The 19,758-nt window shown below is 66.4% G+C and carries 18 protein-coding genes and 1 pseudogene; 8 read left to right on the plus strand and 11 right to left on the minus strand.

The genetic code is table 11. The features are described 5' to 3' along the window. Positions 1-183: 183 nt before the first annotated feature. Complete coding sequence (locus E3O11_RS18250; RefSeq protein ID WP_241994719.1) at positions 184-834, minus strand: hypothetical protein; 651 nt, start codon at positions 832-834, stop codon at positions 184-186. A 257-nt stretch (positions 835-1,091) separates the two neighbouring features. Continuing rightward, positions 1,092-1,460, minus strand: coding sequence for a hypothetical protein (locus E3O11_RS12895; protein WP_092449042.1), 369 nt, complete (start codon positions 1,458-1,460; stop codon positions 1,092-1,094). A 696-nt stretch (positions 1,461-2,156) separates the two neighbouring features. Between E3O11_RS12895 and E3O11_RS12900 the strand changes: the two genes are divergently transcribed. Beyond that, complete coding sequence (locus E3O11_RS12900; RefSeq protein WP_198415597.1) at positions 2,157-2,444, plus strand: helix-turn-helix domain-containing protein; 288 nt, start codon at positions 2,157-2,159, stop codon at positions 2,442-2,444. Further along, positions 2,444-2,941, plus strand: a pseudogene (locus tag E3O11_RS18805) (tyrosine-type recombinase/integrase); the annotation flags it as partial. The gene E3O11_RS12900 and the pseudogene E3O11_RS18805, both read left to right, overlap by 1 nt. Before the next feature lie 414 nt (positions 2,942-3,355). On the opposite strand, the gene E3O11_RS12905 reads toward E3O11_RS18805, so the two are convergent. The 9 genes from E3O11_RS12905 to E3O11_RS12945 form a co-directional block, all read right to left on the minus strand. Next, positions 3,356-4,855 (minus strand): aldehyde dehydrogenase family protein, encoded by a 1,500-nt coding sequence (locus tag E3O11_RS12905; RefSeq protein ID WP_092449040.1) that lies wholly within the window; start codon positions 4,853-4,855, stop codon positions 3,356-3,358. After that, positions 4,855-5,499, minus strand: a complete 645-nt coding sequence (locus tag E3O11_RS12910) for an HD domain-containing protein (protein ID WP_092449039.1) — start codon at positions 5,497-5,499, stop codon at positions 4,855-4,857. The genes E3O11_RS12905 and E3O11_RS12910 overlap by 1 nt, the downstream gene beginning before the upstream one ends. 3 nt (positions 5,500-5,502) lie before the next feature. Then, positions 5,503-6,795 (minus strand): NAD(P)/FAD-dependent oxidoreductase, encoded by a 1,293-nt coding sequence (locus E3O11_RS12915; protein ID WP_092449038.1) that lies wholly within the window; start codon positions 6,793-6,795, stop codon positions 5,503-5,505. 2 nt (positions 6,796-6,797) lie between these two features. Further along, on the minus strand, positions 6,798-7,109 hold the full coding sequence (locus tag E3O11_RS12920) for a 2Fe-2S iron-sulfur cluster-binding protein (protein ID WP_092449037.1): 312 nt from the start codon (positions 7,107-7,109) through the stop codon (positions 6,798-6,800). A gap of 10 nt (positions 7,110-7,119) precedes the next feature. Next, positions 7,120-7,923, minus strand: a complete 804-nt coding sequence (locus E3O11_RS12925; RefSeq protein WP_092449036.1) for an SDR family NAD(P)-dependent oxidoreductase — start codon at positions 7,921-7,923, stop codon at positions 7,120-7,122. Beyond that, complete coding sequence (locus tag E3O11_RS12930; protein WP_092449035.1) at positions 7,916-9,862, minus strand: PEP-utilizing enzyme; 1,947 nt, start codon at positions 9,860-9,862, stop codon at positions 7,916-7,918. Before E3O11_RS12930 ends, E3O11_RS12925 begins: the two co-directional genes overlap by 8 nt. Positions 9,863-9,957: 95 nt before the next feature. Further along, on the minus strand, positions 9,958-11,067 hold the full coding sequence (locus tag E3O11_RS12935; RefSeq protein ID WP_092449034.1) for a PEP/pyruvate-binding domain-containing protein: 1,110 nt from the start codon (positions 11,065-11,067) through the stop codon (positions 9,958-9,960). Further along, positions 11,064-12,443: a cytochrome P450 gene (locus tag E3O11_RS12940; protein ID WP_092449033.1), complete on the minus strand. Its 1,380-nt coding sequence runs from the start codon at positions 12,441-12,443 to the stop codon at positions 11,064-11,066. The genes E3O11_RS12935 and E3O11_RS12940 overlap by 4 nt, the downstream gene beginning before the upstream one ends. A gap of 108 nt (positions 12,444-12,551) precedes the next feature. After that, entirely contained in the window at positions 12,552-13,343 is a 792-nt protein-coding gene (locus E3O11_RS12945; protein WP_241994720.1) for an IclR family transcriptional regulator, read from the minus strand. A gap of 133 nt (positions 13,344-13,476) precedes the next feature. Here E3O11_RS12945 and E3O11_RS12950 point away from each other — a divergent pair, with 133 nt between their 5' ends. The 6 genes from E3O11_RS12950 (at position 13,477) to pcaDC (ending at position 19,754) form a co-directional block, all read left to right on the plus strand. Beyond that, positions 13,477-14,289, plus strand: coding sequence for an IclR family transcriptional regulator (locus E3O11_RS12950; protein WP_092449031.1), 813 nt, complete (start codon positions 13,477-13,479; stop codon positions 14,287-14,289). Between the two features lie 116 nt (positions 14,290-14,405). Continuing rightward, a complete protein-coding gene (locus tag E3O11_RS12955; protein WP_092449030.1) occupies positions 14,406-15,587 on the plus strand; it encodes a 4-hydroxybenzoate 3-monooxygenase in 1,182 nt (393 codons plus the stop codon). Positions 15,588-15,640: 53 nt separating this feature from the next. After that, entirely contained in the window at positions 15,641-16,441 is an 801-nt protein-coding gene (pcaH, locus tag E3O11_RS12960) for a protocatechuate 3,4-dioxygenase subunit beta (protein ID WP_241994721.1), read from the plus strand. Further along, entirely contained in the window at positions 16,434-17,042 is a 609-nt protein-coding gene (pcaG, locus tag E3O11_RS12965; RefSeq protein WP_092449028.1) for a protocatechuate 3,4-dioxygenase subunit alpha, read from the plus strand. The genes pcaH and pcaG overlap by 8 nt, the downstream gene beginning before the upstream one ends. Next, positions 17,035-18,528, plus strand: coding sequence for a lyase family protein (locus E3O11_RS12970; protein ID WP_092449027.1), 1,494 nt, complete (start codon positions 17,035-17,037; stop codon positions 18,526-18,528). The genes pcaG and E3O11_RS12970 overlap by 8 nt, the downstream gene beginning before the upstream one ends. After that, on the plus strand, positions 18,528-19,754 hold the full coding sequence (gene pcaDC / locus E3O11_RS18575) for a bifunctional 3-oxoadipate enol-lactonase/4-carboxymuconolactone decarboxylase PcaDC (protein ID WP_092449026.1): 1,227 nt from the start codon (positions 18,528-18,530) through the stop codon (positions 19,752-19,754). Before E3O11_RS12970 ends, pcaDC begins: the two co-directional genes overlap by 1 nt. Positions 19,755-19,758 lie beyond the last annotated feature (4 nt).

Here is a 19,758-nt window from a genome sequence, read left to right on the forward strand (position 1 = left end):
TCCGCCCTCGAGCCAGGTGACGGACGACTTCTCTCACGGGATCTCGGAACGCTTGGCTGCAGTCAGCGATTCAGGGAAGCCGCGCGCGACCCGGTCGGCGATGCTCGGCGGGATCGTGCAACCCCGTCAGCAACGTTGCTGCTACGGCGAGGGCGGCGAATGCGCCACCGAAGACAAGTACCCTCATGGGTGTGGTGCTTCCTTCCCTGCGCCCGGTCTGTGCAGCGGCGATGTCGAACCGCTGATGGAGATGGTGTTGCCCTCGCGCTCGCCCTCGAATCGGTACTCGCCCCAGCGGATCGTTTGTGACTGCTCGTGCTCGACCGCGGCCCAATCCCACCCGGTAAGAGCAGGGGAGTCGGCGCCGCATTGGGGCGGGTAGGACTCCATGATCGTCGTGCAGAACACCGGTCCGTCTCCATCATCGAGCACCATGCCGGCGAACGATTCCTCGGCGGGGCCGCTCAACGCGATCCGCAGCGCGAGGATCGCGAGCGCGAGGGCGACCGGTGTCATTGCATACCGCTCTGGTTTGGACCGGGAGATCGCATTCATCACCAAACCGAGGGTGAGGTATCCAACGACCACCCAGATTCCCACTTGCGAGAATGCGTTCGGAAACACGTCAGCGACACCCGCCCGGTCGAGGGCGAGCAGGGCGATGAACCCGTAGATCAGGATGGAGACGCCGGAGGCGATCCGATACCCGAGCGGAAGCACGCCGGGATACTGCCCGCCCCACGCGAATCGTCCCCACGGCGCGCCGAACGCGAGGGAGAGCTGGAAGAGAACCAGCAGGCCAATCAGAGTGACGAAGGCGATGGCGGCGATCACGGATGCAAGCATACGGGGCGCAGGTAGACCCATCCTTGCCAGCAGGGAGCACGTCTGCCGCGCTGTGTTCTGTTGCGCTGCCACTATGCACGCAACTGTCGATACTGCTCGGCCAAGACGAATCCCGAAAAACAACGCGTGCCGCTGGAAACAGTGCTTCCCCTCATTCAACGGACAGTGCGGCGAGGAGCGCCGGTGCCGCGGTGAGAGTCCTGCTCTCTTGCGGTGGAAGATCCCACCGATCGATCAGCAGTGAGTCATCGAGCGGCGGGACGGCGGGCAGATGCGACAGCCGATCGCGGGGCGCCCGTCGTGCTGCGGATTCTTCCCGCAGCGCCGGGGTCAGTAGGGAGAATGGTGGCTGCCGCAGCCTGGGAAACGATGGCACGGGCGCGCTTGTTCTTGGCGCTGATCAGGCGCCACAATTCGTTGCAATTCGGGTTCGAGCACTCGAAGCGCACGACGTTCCCGACACGCGTCATGTCGCGGCGCTGGTGGCAGCGGTAGCAGTCCGGCCGGCCCATGACGATAAGCAGCTCGGGGTCGATGAGCTCCTCAAACGTGGGGTGGAAACGCTTGGGGCAGGTATCACGCACGCAGGCCCACTCGTGGACGCGATGGTGCATGACTTCTTCCATCGGTAGCTCGCATTCGGAACAGATTGGCGGAGGAGCCTTGGAATTGAACGCGGCGACTCCTGTGGCGTCATGAGCGTCAGTCATGGGGGATGGGGTAGCGCTGTGGTGGTCGGTATGGCTACGGGTTGCGGTAGGTGCTGCGCATAGCTGGTGTCTCGCAACTGTGATGGGACCCTTCGTGTATTGGGTGATTGAACCGCACAGTTGCGAGACCTCGTGCGGATCACCATCACCGGCGTCGACCTGTTGATCCTCGGCGACTTCGCGCTCGATCTGGTGGTTGAGCAGGTGCACCTATTGCTGCGGACGCCCTTAGGTGTGCGACATAGAGGAAGGAGCTGCCATTCAAGACTTGACGCGCGCACGCTTATTCAACGTTTATTGCCTCGAGACACATCGAGATGGGTCGAGGTGTTGAGATAATGGTGACGACATCTCACACAAGAAGGTCCTGATCAGGTCGAGATAAGTCGAGAATAACCGAGGTATCAGTCCGCGCTTGGTCTGGTCCAAAAGAGCCCTGGCGCAGACCGTCGGTCCCGGGTTCAAGTCCCGGCCGCCCTACTGTAAATTGATTCTTATCAGGATTTCTTGTCTGTACCGAAAGGGCAAGACTTGATGCACTATCCGTTTATTGGTCTTTTATTAAAAAATATCCACCATCTCCGGCCTCTCGTACGGAAGGTGCACGACCCGGTTCGGGTCATCTGGAATGACCTCGATCACCTATGGGTTATGGACAGCGAACGACACTTTGGGCTCGGCCTCGAGCTGGTTTTAACGACGAGCGAGCTCGCCGAGTACCTCGGCGTGCAGACGCAGGCGATCTACGATCTGCGTACCGACAGACGTGGTCCCTCGGGCATTCGAGTGGGCAGGGAGATTCGCTTCCGCGTTTCCGACGTGGTGCGGTGGCTCGATGGGCTCCACGAGCCAGAGACTCCCGTCGTCGACGAAGGGGCCAGGGGCTGATGGCCGGACGACCACGTCTGCCAGTCAGCACGTTCGGCGCCATCACGACTCAACAAGTCGGTCCGGGAATCTTCCGGGCCATAACTCGCTTCCGGGACTGGGATGGTCAAACGCGGAGAGTGACGGCGACCGGACCGAGTCGTAACGCTCCGCAGGCGTCCCTCAAAGCAGAACTTGTCGACCGGCTGAGAGCCGGCGGCAGTGGCGACGCGCTCACGGCGAGTTCACCATTTGCGTTGCTCGCGGCCGCGTGGATGGAGGACGTGATGCTCGATGTCGACCGTTCCCAGGGCACGAAGGACACCTATCAACGTCAGTTGCGCGTGCTTGTGCTGCCCTACTTCGAGAACTTTGCGATTCGGGAGGTGACCGTCGGTCGTATAGAGCTCTTCCTCAGGAAGCAGCGAGCGCAGTCGTATGCGCGGGCAAAGCACTCCCGCACAATCCTGGGCATGATCCTGGCGTTCGCGACGCGGCGGGAGATCATTCCGCGAAATCCGATGAAGGAGACGTCGCGCATGAAGAGCCCTCCGCACACGCCGAAGGCGCTCACCCCCGACCAGATTGCCGCTATCCGCCTCGCAGCCCGTGAATGGCGCACGGAGGAAGGCAGGATGGGGCCGCGGTCCGACGGCCAGGTGCGCGACATCATCGAGGTGATGCTCGGCACCGCCACGCGCATCGGAGAAGTGCTCGCCATTCGGCAGTGCGACGTCGACTTGAAAGCCGACCCGCCGCGGGTGACCATCAGCGGCACGCTTGTCGTGCACAACAAAGCACTAACAGGCGCAGTCCAACACGTCGGCGGTTGGCATCGCACGGCTGCGCTAAAAAAGGGTGACCTCTGCGGCCTGTGCTGTCGCCGTCACCCGTTGTTGTCGCGCTTGCGGAGGCGCATATGGCGAATCGGGTCAGCGGATGCGGCGGTGCACCGACTGCACGCTGAGATACGCGCGCAGGCCCTCCGGACCGAATTCAGCCCCGAGGCCCGAGTCGTGGCGGCCAGCGAACGGCGCCGCGTGATTCGAGGCGAAGAACCCGAGGCCGACCGAGCCTGTGTCGAGCCGCGGAACCAGGGCGAACGCGGCATCGGGATCTTCGGAGAAGATCGTGCCGCCGAGGCCAAACGGGGTGTTGTTGGCGATCTGCACGGCCTCATCAACGGAGGAGTACCGCATGATCGAGAGCACCGGACCGAAAATCTCCTCCTGGGCGATGCGCATGCCTGGCGTGACGTCGGCGAACACGGTGGGCTTGACGAAGAACCCCCGGTCAAAGCCGGAGGGAACATCGCCCCCGGTGGTGGCGCGAGCACCCTCGGCGAGGCCGCTGCGAATGTACCCGCGCACGACCTGTTCCTGGGCACGGGTAGCGGAGGGGCCGAACACCGTCGCGGGGTCCATCGGGTCGCCCTGAGGCGCTGCCGCAATCGTCGCGGTGACCATGTCGATGAGTTCGTCGTAACGTTCTGCCGGCGCGAGGATGCGCGTCGAGATATAGCAGGTCTGTCCGGTGTTGCGCATGCAACTGCGGATCAGCACCTCCGACATGGCCTCGAGGTCGACATCCGGCAGCACAAGCGCCGAGGACTTGCCCCCGAGCTCGAGCGTCACCGGGCGCAGCAGGGTTCCACACGCCGCCGCGATCGAGCGGCCGACGGGCGTGGACCCGGTGAAGGCGACTTTGTTGATGCCCGGGTGCTTCACGAGGGCGTCGCCGAAACTGCCCGGCCCGGTCACGAGGTTGATGACACCGGCCGGGATGCCGGCGGCGTCCGCGGCGTCGAGGATGAGCCGAACCGAGAGCGGCGTCGGAGAGGCCGGCTTGATCACGACGGTGCAGCCGGCCATCAGCGCCGGCGCGAGTTTGGCCACGACGAGGTTGATCGGAAAGTTCCAGGGCGCGATCAGCGCACAGACCCCGACCGGGTCGAGACGCACCATGGTTTCGGCCGATCCGTCGGGAAACGGGCGGATGTCGGGCCTCTCGAGCATCGGCGCGAGCGACGCGAAGTAGCGAAAGATCGAGGCTGCGTTCGCCGCCGCCTTCGACGTCTCCGAGACCGGTGACCCGTTCTCCCAAGTGTTGGTGTGCGAGATGGCCTCGGAACGCTTCTCGACTTCCGACGCCAGCCGGCGCACCAGCCTGGCGCGCTCCGCTGGAGCGACGTCGCGCCATCCGCTGCCTCCCGCGTTCGAAATAGAGCTGTCGTTGCCTGTGAACGCGCGGCGGGCTGCGGCGACGGCCGCGTCGAGGTCGGCAACGGATGCCTGCGGCACCGACGCCCAGACCTCCCCGGTCGCCGGGTTGGTCACCTCGGTGCGCCCCACGCCGGTGGAGCGCTGCCAGGCACCGTCGATGAAGTGGTCGTCGGTGTGGGTGTACGGAAGTGTTGCCTGCAGCAGGGCCATCAGAGCACCGCGGTGCGCAGCAGGGATTCGGAGCGTTCGAGTTCAGAGACGGCCATTTCGCGGCCGGCCGCGGTGATCAGTTCCGGCAGGATATCGGTGCGCAGCCGGGCGCAGTACGACGAAGGCGTCTGCCCGAACCAACCGGACGCGAGCGCGATGCCCGCCGTCGTGAAGCGCCAGAGCCGGTCAGAGTCGCGCACGAGGGAGTCCTCGAACGAGTGCGACACCGGGCGGGTGTCGTGGCCGTCGATGATGTCGGTCACGCGGGTCACGAACTCGGCGCTGTAGCCGAGGCCGGGCAGCACCTCGCGGGCGATGTCGCAGCCTTTCACCTCGTGTTCATAGCGGATGTCGGCGTGTCGCCAATTGGCGCCGAACCCCTCCGAGATGATCTTCGTCTCGTCCACGCGGGCCCAGCCCGTGTCGTGCAGCAGAATCGCCACGCGCACCACTAGGGCGTCGGCCTCGGGATAGACACGGCAGAGCCGCTCGGCGAAGGCGAACGAGATGGGAATGTGGATGTCGTTTCCACGGGTGCGCATCTCGGTTTCGACGGCCCGCCACAGCGGGTCGAGGTCGGTGAGCAGTGAGTCTGCCTGGCTGATCGGCGAGGTGTCGACTTCGTGGATCGTCTGCAGCGTCATGGGTTACTTTCCGGCCAGCGCGGGAACCGCGGACACGAGCTTCTTGAGCGGGATGGTCACGTCGCCGGCCAGGTCGGCCGGCACGTTTTGGCCGTGGTGCAGGGCACCGCGCACGGCGAGGAAGTCGAGGGGCTTGTTGATAGAGTCAGCGGCGATCAGCTCACCGGCGCGGTAGTACAGCACCGAGAACTTCTCGCTGTCTGGGTCACCGCGCAGCACGATCTGGTCGTGCCCGCCGCTGAGGCCGGCGATCTGTAGTTTGAGGTCGGCCTGGTCGCTCCAGAACCAGGGCACGGTGGAGTACTCGGCGGGCAGGCCGAGCAGGGTCGCGGCGGCGATCTTGGCCTGTTCGACCGCGTTCTGCACGCTCTCAAGGCGCAGCCGGCCCACGCCGCCCGGGGTGATCGAGGGGTTGGGCAGATTGGCGCAGTCGCCGGCCGCCACGGTGAGGCCGTCGGAGCAGCGAGCGCCGGAGTCGACGACGATGCCGTTGTCGAGGGCCAGTCCGAGCTGCTCGGCGAGTTCGGTGCGGGGAAGCACACCGACACCGATCAGCACGACATCGGCGGGCACGACGGTTCCGTCGCCGAGTTCGACGCCGGTCACCCGATCGTGCTCGCCGAGAAACCGCACGACCTGTGCGTTCAACACCACACGGATGCCGCGGCGCCGGTGTGCCTGCAGGTAGAACTCGCTAGTCTGCTCGCTCACCGCGCGACCCACGAGGCGCGGGGCGGCCTCGAGCACCGTGACCGTCGCGCCGGCTGCGTTCGCGCCGGCCGCCACCTCGAGCCCGATGAATCCACCTCCGACGACGACCACGTTGCGGGCGGCGGTGAGTTCCAGTTCGAGCTGCGCGGCATCCGTTGCCGTGCGCAGGTAGCCAACGCCCTCGAGTCCGGAGCCGTCGAACGCAATCTGGCGCGGAACGGCCCCTGTCGTGAGGGCAAGGCGGTCGAAGTCGAACCGGCGGCCCGATTCGGCGACCGCCGTGCCGCCGAAAGCGTCGCGGGAGACGCTGACGATGCGCTCGCGGGTGACGAGCTCGATGTTATGTTCGCGGTAAAAGTCGTGGGTGCGGAAGGTCAGCGAATCGGCCGTGACCTCTCCCTTCAGGAACGCCTTGGAAAGCGGCGGCCGCTGGTACGGCGCGTGCGGCTCCTCACCCACGAGCACGATCGGGTCGGTGTCGCCGAGCTCGCGCAGCGAACACGCGAGCTGCACGCCGGCCTGGCAATTGCCGATAATGAGGGTTCCCCGCAACGCGGGGCGAGCGGATGTTGCGGTGTCGGTCATGGTCACACCTGCGTTTCCGGGGTAGTCACGCGAATATTTGCGTCGCCGAGCTTCAGCTGGCAGGAGAGCCGCGAGTTCTCCTCACGGTCGATGGCGGTGCCGTCGAGCATGTCGTCTTCGAGGTCCTCCATCGGGGCGAAGACGCTGTCGGGGCAGACGAAGACGTGGCAGGTGGCGCAGCTGAGGCTGCCGCCGCACTCGGCGACGATACCGGGCACGCCGTTGCGCACGGCGGTCTCCATGACGGAGTCGCCTGGGAATCCCGCGACGGCGGTTTCAGTGCCCGTAGCGGATATATAGGTAACGGAAGGCATGGTCTTCTCCTTACAGAAACTGACGGCCACCGTCGACCACGAGGGTCTGGCCGGTGATGTAGCGGGAGCCGGGACCGGCCAGGAACAGGGCCGCCCCGACGATGTCGTCTGGCTCGCTGGCCCGTTTGATCGAGCCGCGGTCGACGCCGTATTCGGCGGCGCCCTCGATGAGACCGTAGCTCGCCTCGGTAAGGGTGAAGCCGGGAGCGATCGCGTTCACGGTCACGTCGCGCTCGCCGAGTTCCTTGGCGAGCACCCGGGTGAGGGCGATCACGCCACCCTTGGAGGCCACGTAGTGCGCCCACTGGGCTGAGCCGCTGAGTACGGTCGCGCTTGACAGGTTGATGATGGCGGCGCCGGCGCCGAGATACGGGGAACAGGCACGGGTCACGAGCCAGGGGCCTTTGAGGTTCACGGCCATCACGCGGTCCCACTCGTCCACGTCGATGTCCTCGAACGGGGAGCGAGTGATGGTGGCGTAGATCGCGGCGTTGTTGATAATGACGTCGATGAAGCCTGAGTCTCCGGCGGATTCTTTAGCGAAGGCGGCGGCATCCGCTGCCAGCTGCGTCACCGAATCGAGCGCGGTGACATTGGCCTGCAGGGCGAGGGCGGTGCCGCCGGCGGCCTCCACGAGCGCCACGGTCTGCCGCGCGCCCACGAGGTTGGTATCGGCGACGACCACCCGGTCGCCCTGGGCTGCGAAGCCCAGGGCGAAGGCACGGCCCAGACCGCCGGCGGCGCCTGTGATCAGCACCGTCCGCACACGCGCTGTGGCGGATGCGGCGGGCTGGTCCGTGCGCGGATCAGGCATGGCTGCCTTCCAGGACGGGCCCGTCCAGTGCGTCCTCGAGCTGGATAGCGGCGTCGCCGGCTAGGGTGAGGTCGTGGCGGTGGCCCTCGACGCCGTGCCCGGCAGCCCCGTGACCTTCAACGACGTGGTCTGGCACAATGGTGACGGTGCCATTGTTGCCGTCCACGCGCAGCCACTGACCGGTCGTGATCTGCGCCGAGGCGGTGCCGGTTCCTGTCACAGCGGGCATGCCGTATTCCCGGCAGACGATGGCCGCGTGGCTCATCATGCCGCCGATGTCGGTGACCGTGGCGCGAATCTTGCCGAAGATCGGTCCCCACGACGGTGCCGTGACGGGAGCGACGAGGATGTCGCCCTCCCGCACCTCGGAGAGTTGGTCTGAGCTGCTGATGACCCGGGCCGGGCCTTCGGCCACGCCGCTCGAGGCCGCCATGCCGCGAAACTCTCCTTCCGGTGCGTCGGAGTCGCCGAGCCAATTCTTGATCTGGTCACTCGTGATGCCCCAGAGCATGAGGGTGAAGGGTTCGGTGATCACGGCCGGCGGGGTGTTGAGGGCCGGCTGCGGTCGCTGCTGCTGCAGGGCGTCCACGATCGCGCGGCGGCGTTCGACCTCTCCGGGCCAGTAGTCGGGGCCGATCGCGGGGGCGCCAACCGCCCAGCCGGTGACGTAGTCGAAGAGAGCTTCGCGCACCTCGTCGCGGCGCAGGAAGAACATGCCGTCGGCATCCGCCCAGAAGCCCTGCTGCTGGAGCATGGCCGAGAGTTCGCGGGCCTTGCGCCAGAAGACGCCCATGGTCCAGTGTTCGATGTAGAAGTTGTGGTTCTCCACGTAGGGGTAGACCTGGCGGGCGAGACCGAGCTTGCCCTCGAAAGCGGCGAGCTGCTCGGGGCTGAGCAGCTCCGAGTACTCCTCGGTGATGCGGTCGCGTTCGGCCACGAGTTCGGCGACCGGGCGGTCGATGGTCTGGCCGGACTGCAGGCGCCCGATGTAGTCGCGGATATAGCCGAGCGGCAGCTCGAGGTGGTCCATCCAGTACTTGTCGTGCGCGTAGAAGCCGTTGCCGACCGTGAAGTTGAACCACGGGTCCTTCGCCTCGTTCCAGGCAACGATCCACTCGCTGCCTGCGGATGCCGCTGCGAGGCCCGCGAGGGTAGCCTCCGGGTTCTCCGTGTCACCAAACAGGCCGGTCAGGCCCAGTTCGATCGCGAGCTTGGCAAGCTTCTTGAGCTCGTCGTCGGGCCGGAACAACTCCATGTCGACGCCCTGCACCATCTTCGCGACGGCCTGGTCGGGAATTCCGGGGAACACCTCCTTGCAGAAGCTGAAGAAGTCGAGGTAGGCGACGTAGCCGAGGTTGAGGAACTCGAAGTGGTACTGCCAGGCGCGGTAGGTGAGCGCGATGAGCTCGTCGTAGCGGGCGAGCAGGTCGTTGTTCGGCCCGGTGCCCTTGCCGCTCGTGACGTCGTTGATATCGACCTGGTCGGGAAGCGCCTCGAAGGAGAGGGCGCCAAGCTCGTCGATGGTGCCGCGGATCTTGCCCTGCCACTGCTCGAGCAGGGTCTCCCAGTTCTGAAAATAGTGGCCGGCGCGTGCCATAAACTCGGGCACGCGCGGAGCGATCTCGGCTTCGGGAACGCCGACCGGCGACATGAAAACGTAGCCGTTGTGGATGCGGAATTCGATGCCGTTGGCCGGCGGAATGAGTAGGTGGCGGGTGTTGTACTGGCCGAGGCACGACACGGCGAACTCGAAGCCAATGGTCTCGAAGGGCTTGGTCACTGTCGGCCAGTGCTGGCTGTCGCAGAACCAGAATTTGCCCTCCTCGACCTCGCGGCGGTTCTCCTGGAAGACCAGGTTGTAGGCGTACAGGTCTTTCCAGCCCTCGGCGCCGACGGCCGGGGCCTGGTCGTAGGGGCTGGGAAATGACTTCTCTGTCATTGGTAAACCATTCTCGAAGTGGTGCACGGGGTAGGCGGAGATAGAGCGGGCAAGCGGATGGCGCGGGTCGAATGCGAGGCAGCGGGTGGTGCGGGTCAGGCCTTGCCGGCCTGCACCAGCAGGGACCGGGTGATGCTCTCGATACCGAAGCCGGTGGCCGGGGTGGCGGGGGCAGCATCCGCTCGCGCAGCTGAACTGCCGGAGGAGTGCACGGTCTCGGGCCGGGACTGCAGCAACAGCAGGTTGGCGCCCTCTGGCAGGTCTCGGTCGAGAGCCCACTCGATGTCCTGCGGGCACCTGAAGTGCTTCTCGGCCTTCTTGGCGATAGTCGCGATCGCGGTGATCTCGGTCTCGCTGATCGACAGCACGACTCGGCGCTCGGCAGAGACCTCGAGTTCGACCAGGCCCGCGTTGGCCGGGTCTGGCACGAGCTCGGCGTGTTTGCTGCCGACCGCTCGCTTGACGACCATGAGCATGATCTTGTCGACGGTGAGGTTGTCTGGAGTGACGAGGCCGGAAACGACGAGCTCGCCGAGTCCGTATGAGGACTCGATGACGATCTTGGAGCGGTCGCCCGTGGTGGGATCCATGGTGATGGCCACGCCGGCGGCGCGGGCGTTGACCATCTTCTGCACGGCGACGGCCATGGACAGGCCCTCGTTGGGAATGTTGTTCCTGAGCCGGTAGGTGATCGCCCGAGAGGTGAACAGGGAGGCCCAGCAGCGGCGGATGTGCTCGGTCACGTCTTCGATACCGGTGAGCCAGAGGTAGGTGTCCTGCTGGCCGGCGAAGCTCGCGTCTGGCAGGTCTTCGGCGGTCGCCGACGAGCGCACGGCCACCGGCACCGGCTCGCTGAACCGCTCCTGCAGCGAGTGATATGCGGCCACGAACTCGGCGCGCACATCGCTGGGAACCGGGCGGCTCTCGATCTCGAAGCGCAGCTGGGCGGAGACCCGGTCGACCTCGGCCACATCGTCGGAGTCGAGGCCCGCGAGCAGGACGTGGATGTCGTCCTCGATGCCGGCGGCGGCGATGAAAGCGTCGTAGGAGGCGGTTGTGATGGCGAATCCGGGCGGCACCGGCATCCCGGCCTGGGTGAGGGCGACGAGCGAGGCACACTTGCCGCCGAGCAGCTCGTGGCTCGGGGTGCCGCTGCCGTCAGAATTGGCGCCGTCGAAGAATTGGATGTAGGGCGTGGTGGTCACTTCTGGTCTCCCCAGGTAACGGGCACCGAGGTGGGCGCCCTGAACGACAGATTGTCTCCGAACACGATCGTGTCGGCGTCGATCAGGCGCAGCCCGGGGGCGGCCTTGAGGGTTTCTTCGACGACGATCTTGTCCTGCATTTTTGCGAGCATGTTGCCGAGGCAGTAGTGGATGCCGAACCCGAACGACAGGTGGTTGCGGGCGTTGACCCGATTGATGTCGAAGGTTTCCGGTTCCTCGAAGGTGCCGGGGTCGCGGTTGGCCGAGCCCATCAGCAGCAGGATGTTCGAGCCGGCCGGGATGGCGACGCCGCCGATCTCGGTGTCGACAATGGCCTTGCGGCGCCACCCGACGATGCTCGGCGAGAAGCGCAGAGTTTCATCGATCGCGGCCGGGATGCGGCTCGGGTCGTCGATCAGTTTCTGCCACTCTGCAGGATGGGTGAGCAGTTCGCGAATGGTGTTGGAGATGAGCGTCGTGGTGGTCTCGTGGCCGGCGAAGAGCAGGCTATAACAGACTGAGGCGATCTCATGGTCGGAGATCTCTGGCCCGGCGGCCTGTGCCTGCACGAGGTCGAAGACCAGGTTGTCGCCGTTCTCGCCGGCCGCCAGTTGGTCGTGGGCGTCCGAGACGAGGCGCAGACACTCGGTCCAGTAGTCCACGAGGTTGTGGGCGTGGGGGATTTGTTCCTCGTCGCTGAGGTCCCCCCAGGTCATCACCGCGCGGGAGTCCGACCATTTCTTGTAGGTCGAGACCATTTCCGGGCCGACGCCGAGCAGGCCGAGGATGGTGATCGTGGGGATGTCAACCGCGACATCTGTCAGAAAGTCGCCGCGGGCATCCGCGTGGGCGAGCATCTGCTGCAGCAGCCGCGCGGTGTTCTCGCGAATGGTCGGTTCGAGCTTCTTGTAGCGGCGCGGGGTGAATTCTTTCTGCACGATGGCGCGCATGCGGGTGTGTTCCGGGGGAATGCGGGCGGATAGTCCCGAGTAGGCCGTGAAGCCACCGTCGTTCATAATTTTCGTGGCGGCAGCGCCGCGGGCCCGCACCGGGGCCTGGGCGTTCTCGCTGCTGAAGACCTGCCAATTGTCGAACGTCGCCTTAATGTCGTCGTAGCGGGAGACGACGAAGTAGCCGAGCTGCTCGTCAAACATGACTGGCGCGTTCTCGCGCAGGGCGGTATAAGAGGGGAACGGATCGGCCATAGCGAACGGGGCGTAGCCGTGGTGTGCCGTCGATGCGGGGGCCGGGGATGCGGGGGCCGGGGATGCGGGGCCGTGGGCTACGGGGCATCCGCTCGCCAGTTGTACCGGTGGCGCGGGGGTGGTGTCTCGCGAAGTTTCGGCGGGTTGAGTGGCAACGGGTTGAGCGATCATGAAGGCTCCTTCATCTGCGTCCTCGCCTCTGAGGTCTCGCGAGGTCTATCTAAGGCTGTCCGATTGGCCGGTGGTGCCTACTGTCCCACTGGGCGGAAGTGTCTTGGTTTAGGTTGAAGCATTCCGCGCGGGAGACGGATTGGCCGGCAGGTGTGCAATGCCGCCCTGCAGGCGTTGCGCGGTGCCCAGGAGGGCGGGGAGATAGCGTTCGAGCTGGTGCATGCGGCTGATCGGTAGCACGATGCCGAGTCCGCCGAAGATGCAGCCGGCGGACTGGAAAACGGGCACCGCGAGCGAACAGGAGCCGAGCTGCACTTCTTCGGAGGCGAGCGAGAATCCGCGTGCGTGGATCCGGCCCAACTCGCGATGCAGCTCGGCGGTGTCGGTCATGGTCCGCGCGGTGCGAGCGGCGAGCGGCCTGTCGAGGACGGCGCCCTGCACCCAGTCTTCCTCGAACGCGAGGATCGCCCGGCCCACGGCCGTGGCGTGCAGTGGCAGCCGCCCGCCGACGCGGCTGGCCTGCGGCACGCGCCGGCTGCCGTAGACCCGGTCGATGTACAGCACTTCGGAGCCGTCCCGAATGGCGAAGTGCACGGTCTCTTGGGTGAGCCCGAAGAGGTCCTGGAGATACGGACGGGCCACGTCGCGCAGCTTGCGGCCGGCATGCTGGCCGAGTTCCCAGAGGCGCAGGCCGATCTGGTAGCGGCCTTGCGCATCGCGCTGCACCGCACCCCATGCTTCGAGTTCGCCGAGCAGCCGGTGGGCGGTGCTTTGCGGTAGCCCGCTCGCCCGACTGATATCGGAGAGGCTGCGAGCGGCGGGGCTGGCCTCGAAGGACGCCAGAATCATCAATACCCTGCTCGTGACCGACTGGCCCGGAGCCGTTAAGTGACCTGCCACTGCAGCCTCGGCTCACGGATCATCTCCCGAAACGTCGGGAGATCCCTACTCTAGAGGTGTCGCCGACGCTTTCGTGACCCCTACCGCCCCGGCTGCCCGCCGGTCGCCCTCGTGCCACTAGCGTAAAGGGACAATGTCTGGAAAACCGGCGCAGTCGAAGTCAGTCGCCGGTTCCGTCGCGCCCTCAGACGACGACCGCTCCGTGGCAGCCAGGCTGTTCGCGATCGTCGATGCGTTTACCACGCCGTCCGCTGTCGCCGCCCTCAGCCTCACCGCCATTGCGCTCCGGGCCGGTTTGCCGTTGTCGACGACTCACCGCCTCGTCGCCGAATGGGTGACCTGGGGCGGTTTGACCCGGCAGGACGACGGGCGTTACGCGCTCGGAATGCGGCTATGGGAGGTCGGCGTGCAGACGCCGACCGCGCACAACCTGCGCACGATCGCGCTGCCCTACCTCGAGGATCTGTACGAGGCGTCCCACGAACACGTGCACCTCGCCATCCGGGACGGCCGGGACGCGCTCTACGTCGAGAAGCTGTCGGGCCATCACGCGGTCCGGGTGATCTCCCGGGTCGGCGGTCGCCTGCCGCTGCATTCCACCGGAGTGGGCCTAGTGCTGCTCGCCTACGCACCTACTGACGTCATCCTCGACTATCTCGCCTCCGACCTGCAGCGATTCCTACCGCAAACCGTGACCGATCCCGCCTCGCTGCGCAGGCGACTCGCGGCGATACGACTCGAGGGTCTGGCCTCAATGAGCGAGGAGATGACGATCGGCTCGAGCTCGCTGGCCGCTCCGATTCGAGATCGAACCGGCCAGGTAGTAGCAGCGGTCTCCGTGGTGACAGGAACCGGTGATCGGTCGTCTCCCCACCACGAGCACGCCGTTCGCCAAGCGGCGCGAGGCATCAGCCGCGCCTTTGGATATCGTCGCGCCTCATCCTGACCGGCACGGTCCAAAATCTCGGTAGATCATCTTCCACTGAGTGAAAGTTTTTAACCCGGAATGGCGGCCTGTCCGCACACTGGTCATTCCACCTGTCATTGTCGCTAGGAGAGCCCGTGTCCTCAGAAACCACACCCGTCGCCATTATCGGCGCCGGTCCCGCGGGCCTCCTGCTCAGCTGGGCACTGCGCGACGCTGGCATCTCTTCGATCGTGATCGAGAACCGCTCCCAGGATTACGTTCTCGGCCGCATCCGAGCCGGCGTGCTCGAGCAAGGCTCCGTCGAATACCTCACCAACCTCGGCTTAGGCGACCGCCTCAAAGCCGAGGGCATGGAGCACGAGGGCATCTATCTGCAATACGGCGGGGAGCGTCACAGGGTCGACTTTAACGATCTCATCGGCCGCACGGTCACCGTCTACGGTCAGCAGCAGGTGGTAAAGGACCTCGTCGCGGCCCACAGGGGCGCCGGGGCGACCGTCTACTACGAGGCGGCGGACGTCGCGGTGCACGACCTCGAGTCGGTGACACCGAGCGTCACCTTCATTCACGAGAGGGAGGAGCACACGATCACAGCCGATTTCGTCGTGGGCGCCGACGGATTCCACGGAATCTGCCGATCATCGATTCCGGCCGCGCGCATCACTCTCTTCGACCGCAGCTACCCGTTCGCCTGGCTCGGGATCCTGGCCGACGTCGCCCCTTCGACGGACGAGCTCATCTACGCCCTGCACGAGGACGGCTTCGCGATGCACTCGATGCGCTCGCACGCGGTCTCTCGCCTCTACCTGCAGGTCGATCCGGCCGATGACATCGCGAACTGGTCGGACGAGCGCATCTGGGAGGCGCTCCATGTGCGCCTCGCCGTTCCGGGCTGGAGCCTCACCGAGGGCGCGATCACCGACAAGTCGATCACACCAATGCGCAGTTTCGTGGCCTCCACCCTCACTTACGGCAGCCTGTTCCTGGTCGGAGATGCTGGCCACATCGTGCCGCCCACCGGCGCCAAAGGGCTCAACTCCGCTATCTCAGACGTCACCCAGCTCGCCGCTGCGCTCACCGCGCACTACCGGAACGACGATTCCCTCCTCGGCCGCTACAGCGAGACCGCGCTCGCCCGCCAATGGCGCGTCCAGCAGTTCTCACGCTGGATGACCGACATGCTGCACCGCAGCCCAGGCGACCTGCAGTCCGACGCTTTCGACTATCGCAGCCAGGTCGGCCAGCTCGACTACGTCACCCACTCGCCGCTCGCGCAACGCATGCTGGCCGAGCAGTACACCGGCCTGCGGCTGTAGACCGCGGGTCACTCCACACCCGCCTACTTAGACCACCAGTGCAAGGAGAATCCGTGCCCTTCGAAAAACCCAGTGTCGTTCCCGGTCGTGAGACGCAGGGTGCCGTCAGCACCGAAATCCGCGATATCGAAGCGGATGCCGCCCGCCGCGTCCGGCAGGGCGGCGCGCCCGAGCTGCATCCCCGTCGCGACTACCCGCCGTATCGAAGTACTGTGCTGCGTCACCCCACCCACGCGCTGGTGCGGGTCGACCCCGAGGAGGTCGAGCGTGTCTCGCCTGCCTTCGGACACACCGATGTCAACGAGTTGGAGAGTGATCTCACCATTCAGCACGGGGGGGAGCCTCTCGGCGAACGTATGACCGTGAGTGGTCGGGTCCTCGACGGCGAGGGTCGCCCGGTGCGGCACCAGCTGGTCGAGCTCTGGCAGGCGAACGCCGGCGGACGGTACGTGCACAAGCGTGACCAGCATCCTGCCCCGCTCGATCCGAATTTCACCGGTGTCGGCCGTGTCATCACTGGTGACAACGGCGAGTACAAGTTCACGACCGTCAAGCCTGGCGCGTACCCGTGGAAGAATCACGTGAACGCCTGGCGGCCGGCGCACATCCACTTCTCGCTCTTCGGCAACGCGTTCACGCAACGGCTCGTCACCCAGATGTATTTTCCCGGTGATCCTCTGTTCGCCCTCGACCCGATCTACCAGTCTATCGCCGACCCGGCCGCCCGGGCCCGGCTGGTGGGAACCTACGACCACGATGTCAGTGTCTCGCAGTGGTCGCTCGGCTACCGCTGGGACATCGTGCTGACCGGCCCGGGAGCCACCTGGATGGAAGGCGAAGACGCCCATGACTGACCAGCTCCCCGCTGACACGCGTGTGCCCGCGAACGGCACGCTTGCGACCAAAACTTTCGTGCAGACGCCGTCGCAGACCATCGGCCCGTTCTACGGCTACGCTCTGCCCTACGACCGGGGACCCGAGCTCGTGCCCGGACATCACCCGCAGGCGATCCGCCTGCACGGCACCGTCACCGACGGTGCCGGCGAACCTGTCATCGACGCCCTGCTCGAAATCTGGCAGGCTGACGCTGAGGGCGCGATCAGTCGCGAGCTCGGCAGCCTCGACCGTGACGGGTTCACGTTCACCGGTTTCGGCCGCGCCGCCACCACGATGGCCGGCCACTACACCTTCACCACCGTGAAGCCCGGGCCGGTAGCCGGCCACGCTCCGTACGTGCTGGTCACCGTTTTCGCCCGCGGCCTCACCCGCCATCTCTTCACCCGGGTCTATTTCGCAGCGGATGCCGAGCTGCTCGCCATCGATACCGTGCTGGCCCAGGTGCCCGCCGATCGCCGCGCCACCCTCATCAGCGTGCAGGACGGACCAGCCTCGTACCGGTTCGACATCCCCCTACAGGGCGAGGGCGAAACCGTCTTCCTCGACTTCGATGCCTGACAACGGTGCAGGCACGGTGAGCGATGGCACCACGGTGTCGGGCTGGCCCAGCATCGACGCCGGGCTGCTGAACCCTCTCGGCCACGGCAGCAGGGAGGCGCAGCTCACCAGTGACTCGGCCTGGCTGCAGGCCATGGTCGACGCGGAGCTTGCGCTCACCCGTGCGCTCATAGACGCCGAGCTGGTGCCCGACTGGATGAGCGCCGTCTGTGGCGAGCTCACCAATGCGTCGCTCCTGGACCTGGCCGCGATCTCGGCGCAGGGCCGCGGCGGCGGCAATCCCGTGATCCCGCTCGTGAAACACCTCGGGGCAGCCGCGGAGGCCGTTCGGGCCGGGGCATCGGACCACATCCACGTGGGCGCGACGAGCCAGGATATCCTGGACACCGCGGCGATGCTCGTCGCGCACCGGGTGACTGCAGAACTGATCAGCCAGCTCACCGACCTGGCAGCAACCCTCGCCCGCCTCGCCGCCGACCACCGCGACACCGTCATGGCCGGCCGCACCCTCGGCCAACAAGCCTCCCCGACGAGTTTCGGTTTTCTCGCGGCAGGCTGGCTCGACGCCGTACTGGCCGTGCTGCACCGCGTCGATGATGCGCACGAGGCCCTGCCCGCGCAGCTCGGCGGAGCGGTCGGGAACCTTGCCGTGCTCACCGAAATCGCCCGGACTCGGCAACCCGACGCGCCCGCCCAGAACACCGTCGACGCGGTCGTGCACGGCTTCGCCCGACACCTGCGCTTGGTCGTGCCGCAGTTGAGCTGGCACACGAACCGACTGGTGATCGCGGACCTGGCCGGAGTGCTCGCCACTGCTGCCGCCGTGGCCGGCAACATCGCCCTCGACGTGAGCGTGCTCTCGCGCACCGAGATCGGCGAGGTCAGTGAGCGCCTCGGTGCGGGGGAGGGTGGATCCTCAGCGATGCCCCACAAACGCAACCCAGTCTCGGCCGTACTTGTCGTAGCCGCCGCCCGCCAGACCCCGGGGCTCGCGTCGACGCTCATGGGCAGCGTGCTGGCCGAAGATCAGCGGCCAAGCGGATCCTGGCACGCGGAGTGGCAGCCGTTGCGCACCCTCGAAGGCCTTTCGGTGTCTGCTGTCACCGGTGTCGCGTCACTCGCCGCCCGCCTTGATATCGATCCCGAACGCATGCGCGCCAACCTCGAGCACACCGATGGGCTCATCTTCAGCGAACGCGTCACAACCATCCTGGCCGAGGCTCTCGGTAAGACTGCCGCGTTCGATGTCGTGCAGCGTGCCGCGCGCGAGGCATTCGAAACGAATCGTCCGCTGCAGATCGTGCTCGCCGGTGTGCTGGCCTCCGACGGTCGCGATGATGCACTGCGTTCCCGTATCTGGGACGTTTTCACCGGCGTCGCTGACCTGGGCCAGTCCTCGGTCGTCATCGACCGGGTGCTCGACCGTTACCGCAACCAGTGCGCTCAAGCGGATACCGCACCCGAATCGACAAGGACCGTCTCCTGATGCCCGTTCTTCGCTCCACGGTCCCCACCCTGATCGGAACCGTCACTCCCGTTCGCGGCCCGGCCGCGGCCCCGCCGCTCGTGGTGCTGGGCCCGTCGCTGGGAACCACCACTTCGCTCTGGAACAGTGTCGTCTGCGCCCTCGCCGAGACCTCGCGGGTGCTGCGTTTCGACCTGCCCGGGCACGGAGCCAGCCCTGCCGCGTCGCATCCGTTCACCGTCGCCCAGCTCGCCGACGCCGTCATCACTCTCGTCGACTCGATCGGCGGCGGTGCCTTCCATTACGCCGGCGTCTCCCTCGGCGGCGCCATCGGCCTCGAGCTGTCACTGCGGCATCCCGAGCGGCTGCTGAGCCTCGCCGCGATCTGCACTGGACCGAAGATCGGCACTCCCGATGGCTGGCGAGAGCGCGCCGCGCAGATTCGCGGCAGCGGCACCCCGAGCGTCGTCGTGAGCAGCGCCGAACGCTGGTTCGCGCCCGGTTTTCTCGAACGCGACCCGGCCGCCGGGTCCGCTGCCCTGAACGAGCTCACCACCCTCGACGACGAGTCCTACGCACTGTGCTGCGAAGCACTCGCCCACTATGACGTGACGGATACCGTCGACGGGATCCGCACCCCGACACTGTGCCTCTCGGGGGAATTCGACATCGCCACCCCGACCCAGCAGCTGGTGGACCTGGCCGCCGCGATCCCCGGCGCCCGCCACCAGGTCATCGCCGGCGCCGCCCACCTGCCGGCCTTGGAACGCCCCACGGAGGTGGCCCGACTGCTGCAGGCGCTGTACGACAGTCCCGTACCCGGGGGCGGTACGGCTGTGTCAGCCCGCACCGCGGCATCGGCCTACGCCGACGGGATGACAGTGCGCCGCGCGGTGCTCGGCGACGCCCACGTCGACCGTGCCACGGCAGCGATCACCCCCGAGACCGCCGACTTTCAGGACTTCATCACCCGCTACGCCTGGGGCGAGATCTGGACCCGCCCAGGCCTGGACCGGCGCACCCGCAGCTTCCTCACGATCGCGGCGCTCGTGACCGGCGGCCACGAGGGCGAGCTCGCGATGCACGTGCGTGCCGCCCTGACCAATGGGCTCAGCCGTGCCGAGATCAGTGAAGCCATTCTGCACACGGCCATCTACGCGGGGGTGCCGGCCGCGAACGCCGCGTTCGCCGTAGCCCGCGACACCTTCGCCGAGCTCGACGCCGCAGCGACCACACCCACAACTTAAGGAT

The organism is Cryobacterium levicorallinum (assembly GCF_004402405.1).
Classification (GTDB): Bacteria; Actinomycetota; Actinomycetes; order Actinomycetales; family Microbacteriaceae; genus Cryobacterium; species Cryobacterium levicorallinum.

Excerpts from the sequence above, each read along its gene's own strand:
- E3O11_RS12930 (WP_092449035.1), bottom strand. The coding sequence starts at position 9,862 with ATGACAGAGAAGTCATTTCCCAGCCCCTACGACCAGGCCCCGGCCGTC.
- E3O11_RS12895 (WP_092449042.1), bottom strand. The coding sequence starts at position 1,460 with ATGCACCATCGCGTCCACGAGTGGGCCTGCGTGCGTGATACCTGCCCC.
- E3O11_RS12925 (WP_092449036.1), bottom strand. The coding sequence starts at position 7,923 with ATGCCTGATCCGCGCACGGACCAGCCCGCCGCATCCGCCACAGCGCGT.
- E3O11_RS12915 (WP_092449038.1), bottom strand. The coding sequence starts at position 6,795 with ATGACCGACACCGCAACATCCGCTCGCCCCGCGTTGCGGGGAACCCTC.
- E3O11_RS12970 (WP_092449027.1), top strand. The coding sequence starts at position 17,035 with ATGCCTGACAACGGTGCAGGCACGGTGAGCGATGGCACCACGGTGTCG.
- pcaDC (WP_092449026.1), top strand. The coding sequence starts at position 18,528 with ATGCCCGTTCTTCGCTCCACGGTCCCCACCCTGATCGGAACCGTCACT.
- E3O11_RS12905 (WP_092449040.1), bottom strand. The coding sequence starts at position 4,855 with ATGGCCCTGCTGCAGGCAACACTTCCGTACACCCACACCGACGACCAC.
- E3O11_RS12920 (WP_092449037.1), bottom strand. The coding sequence starts at position 7,109 with ATGCCTTCCGTTACCTATATATCCGCTACGGGCACTGAAACCGCCGTC.
- E3O11_RS12950 (WP_092449031.1), top strand. The coding sequence starts at position 13,477 with ATGTCTGGAAAACCGGCGCAGTCGAAGTCAGTCGCCGGTTCCGTCGCG.
- E3O11_RS12910 (WP_092449039.1), bottom strand. The coding sequence starts at position 5,499 with ATGACGCTGCAGACGATCCACGAAGTCGACACCTCGCCGATCAGCCAG.
- pcaG (WP_092449028.1), top strand. The coding sequence starts at position 16,434 with ATGACTGACCAGCTCCCCGCTGACACGCGTGTGCCCGCGAACGGCACG.
- E3O11_RS12940 (WP_092449033.1), bottom strand. The coding sequence starts at position 12,443 with ATGATCGCTCAACCCGTTGCCACTCAACCCGCCGAAACTTCGCGAGAC.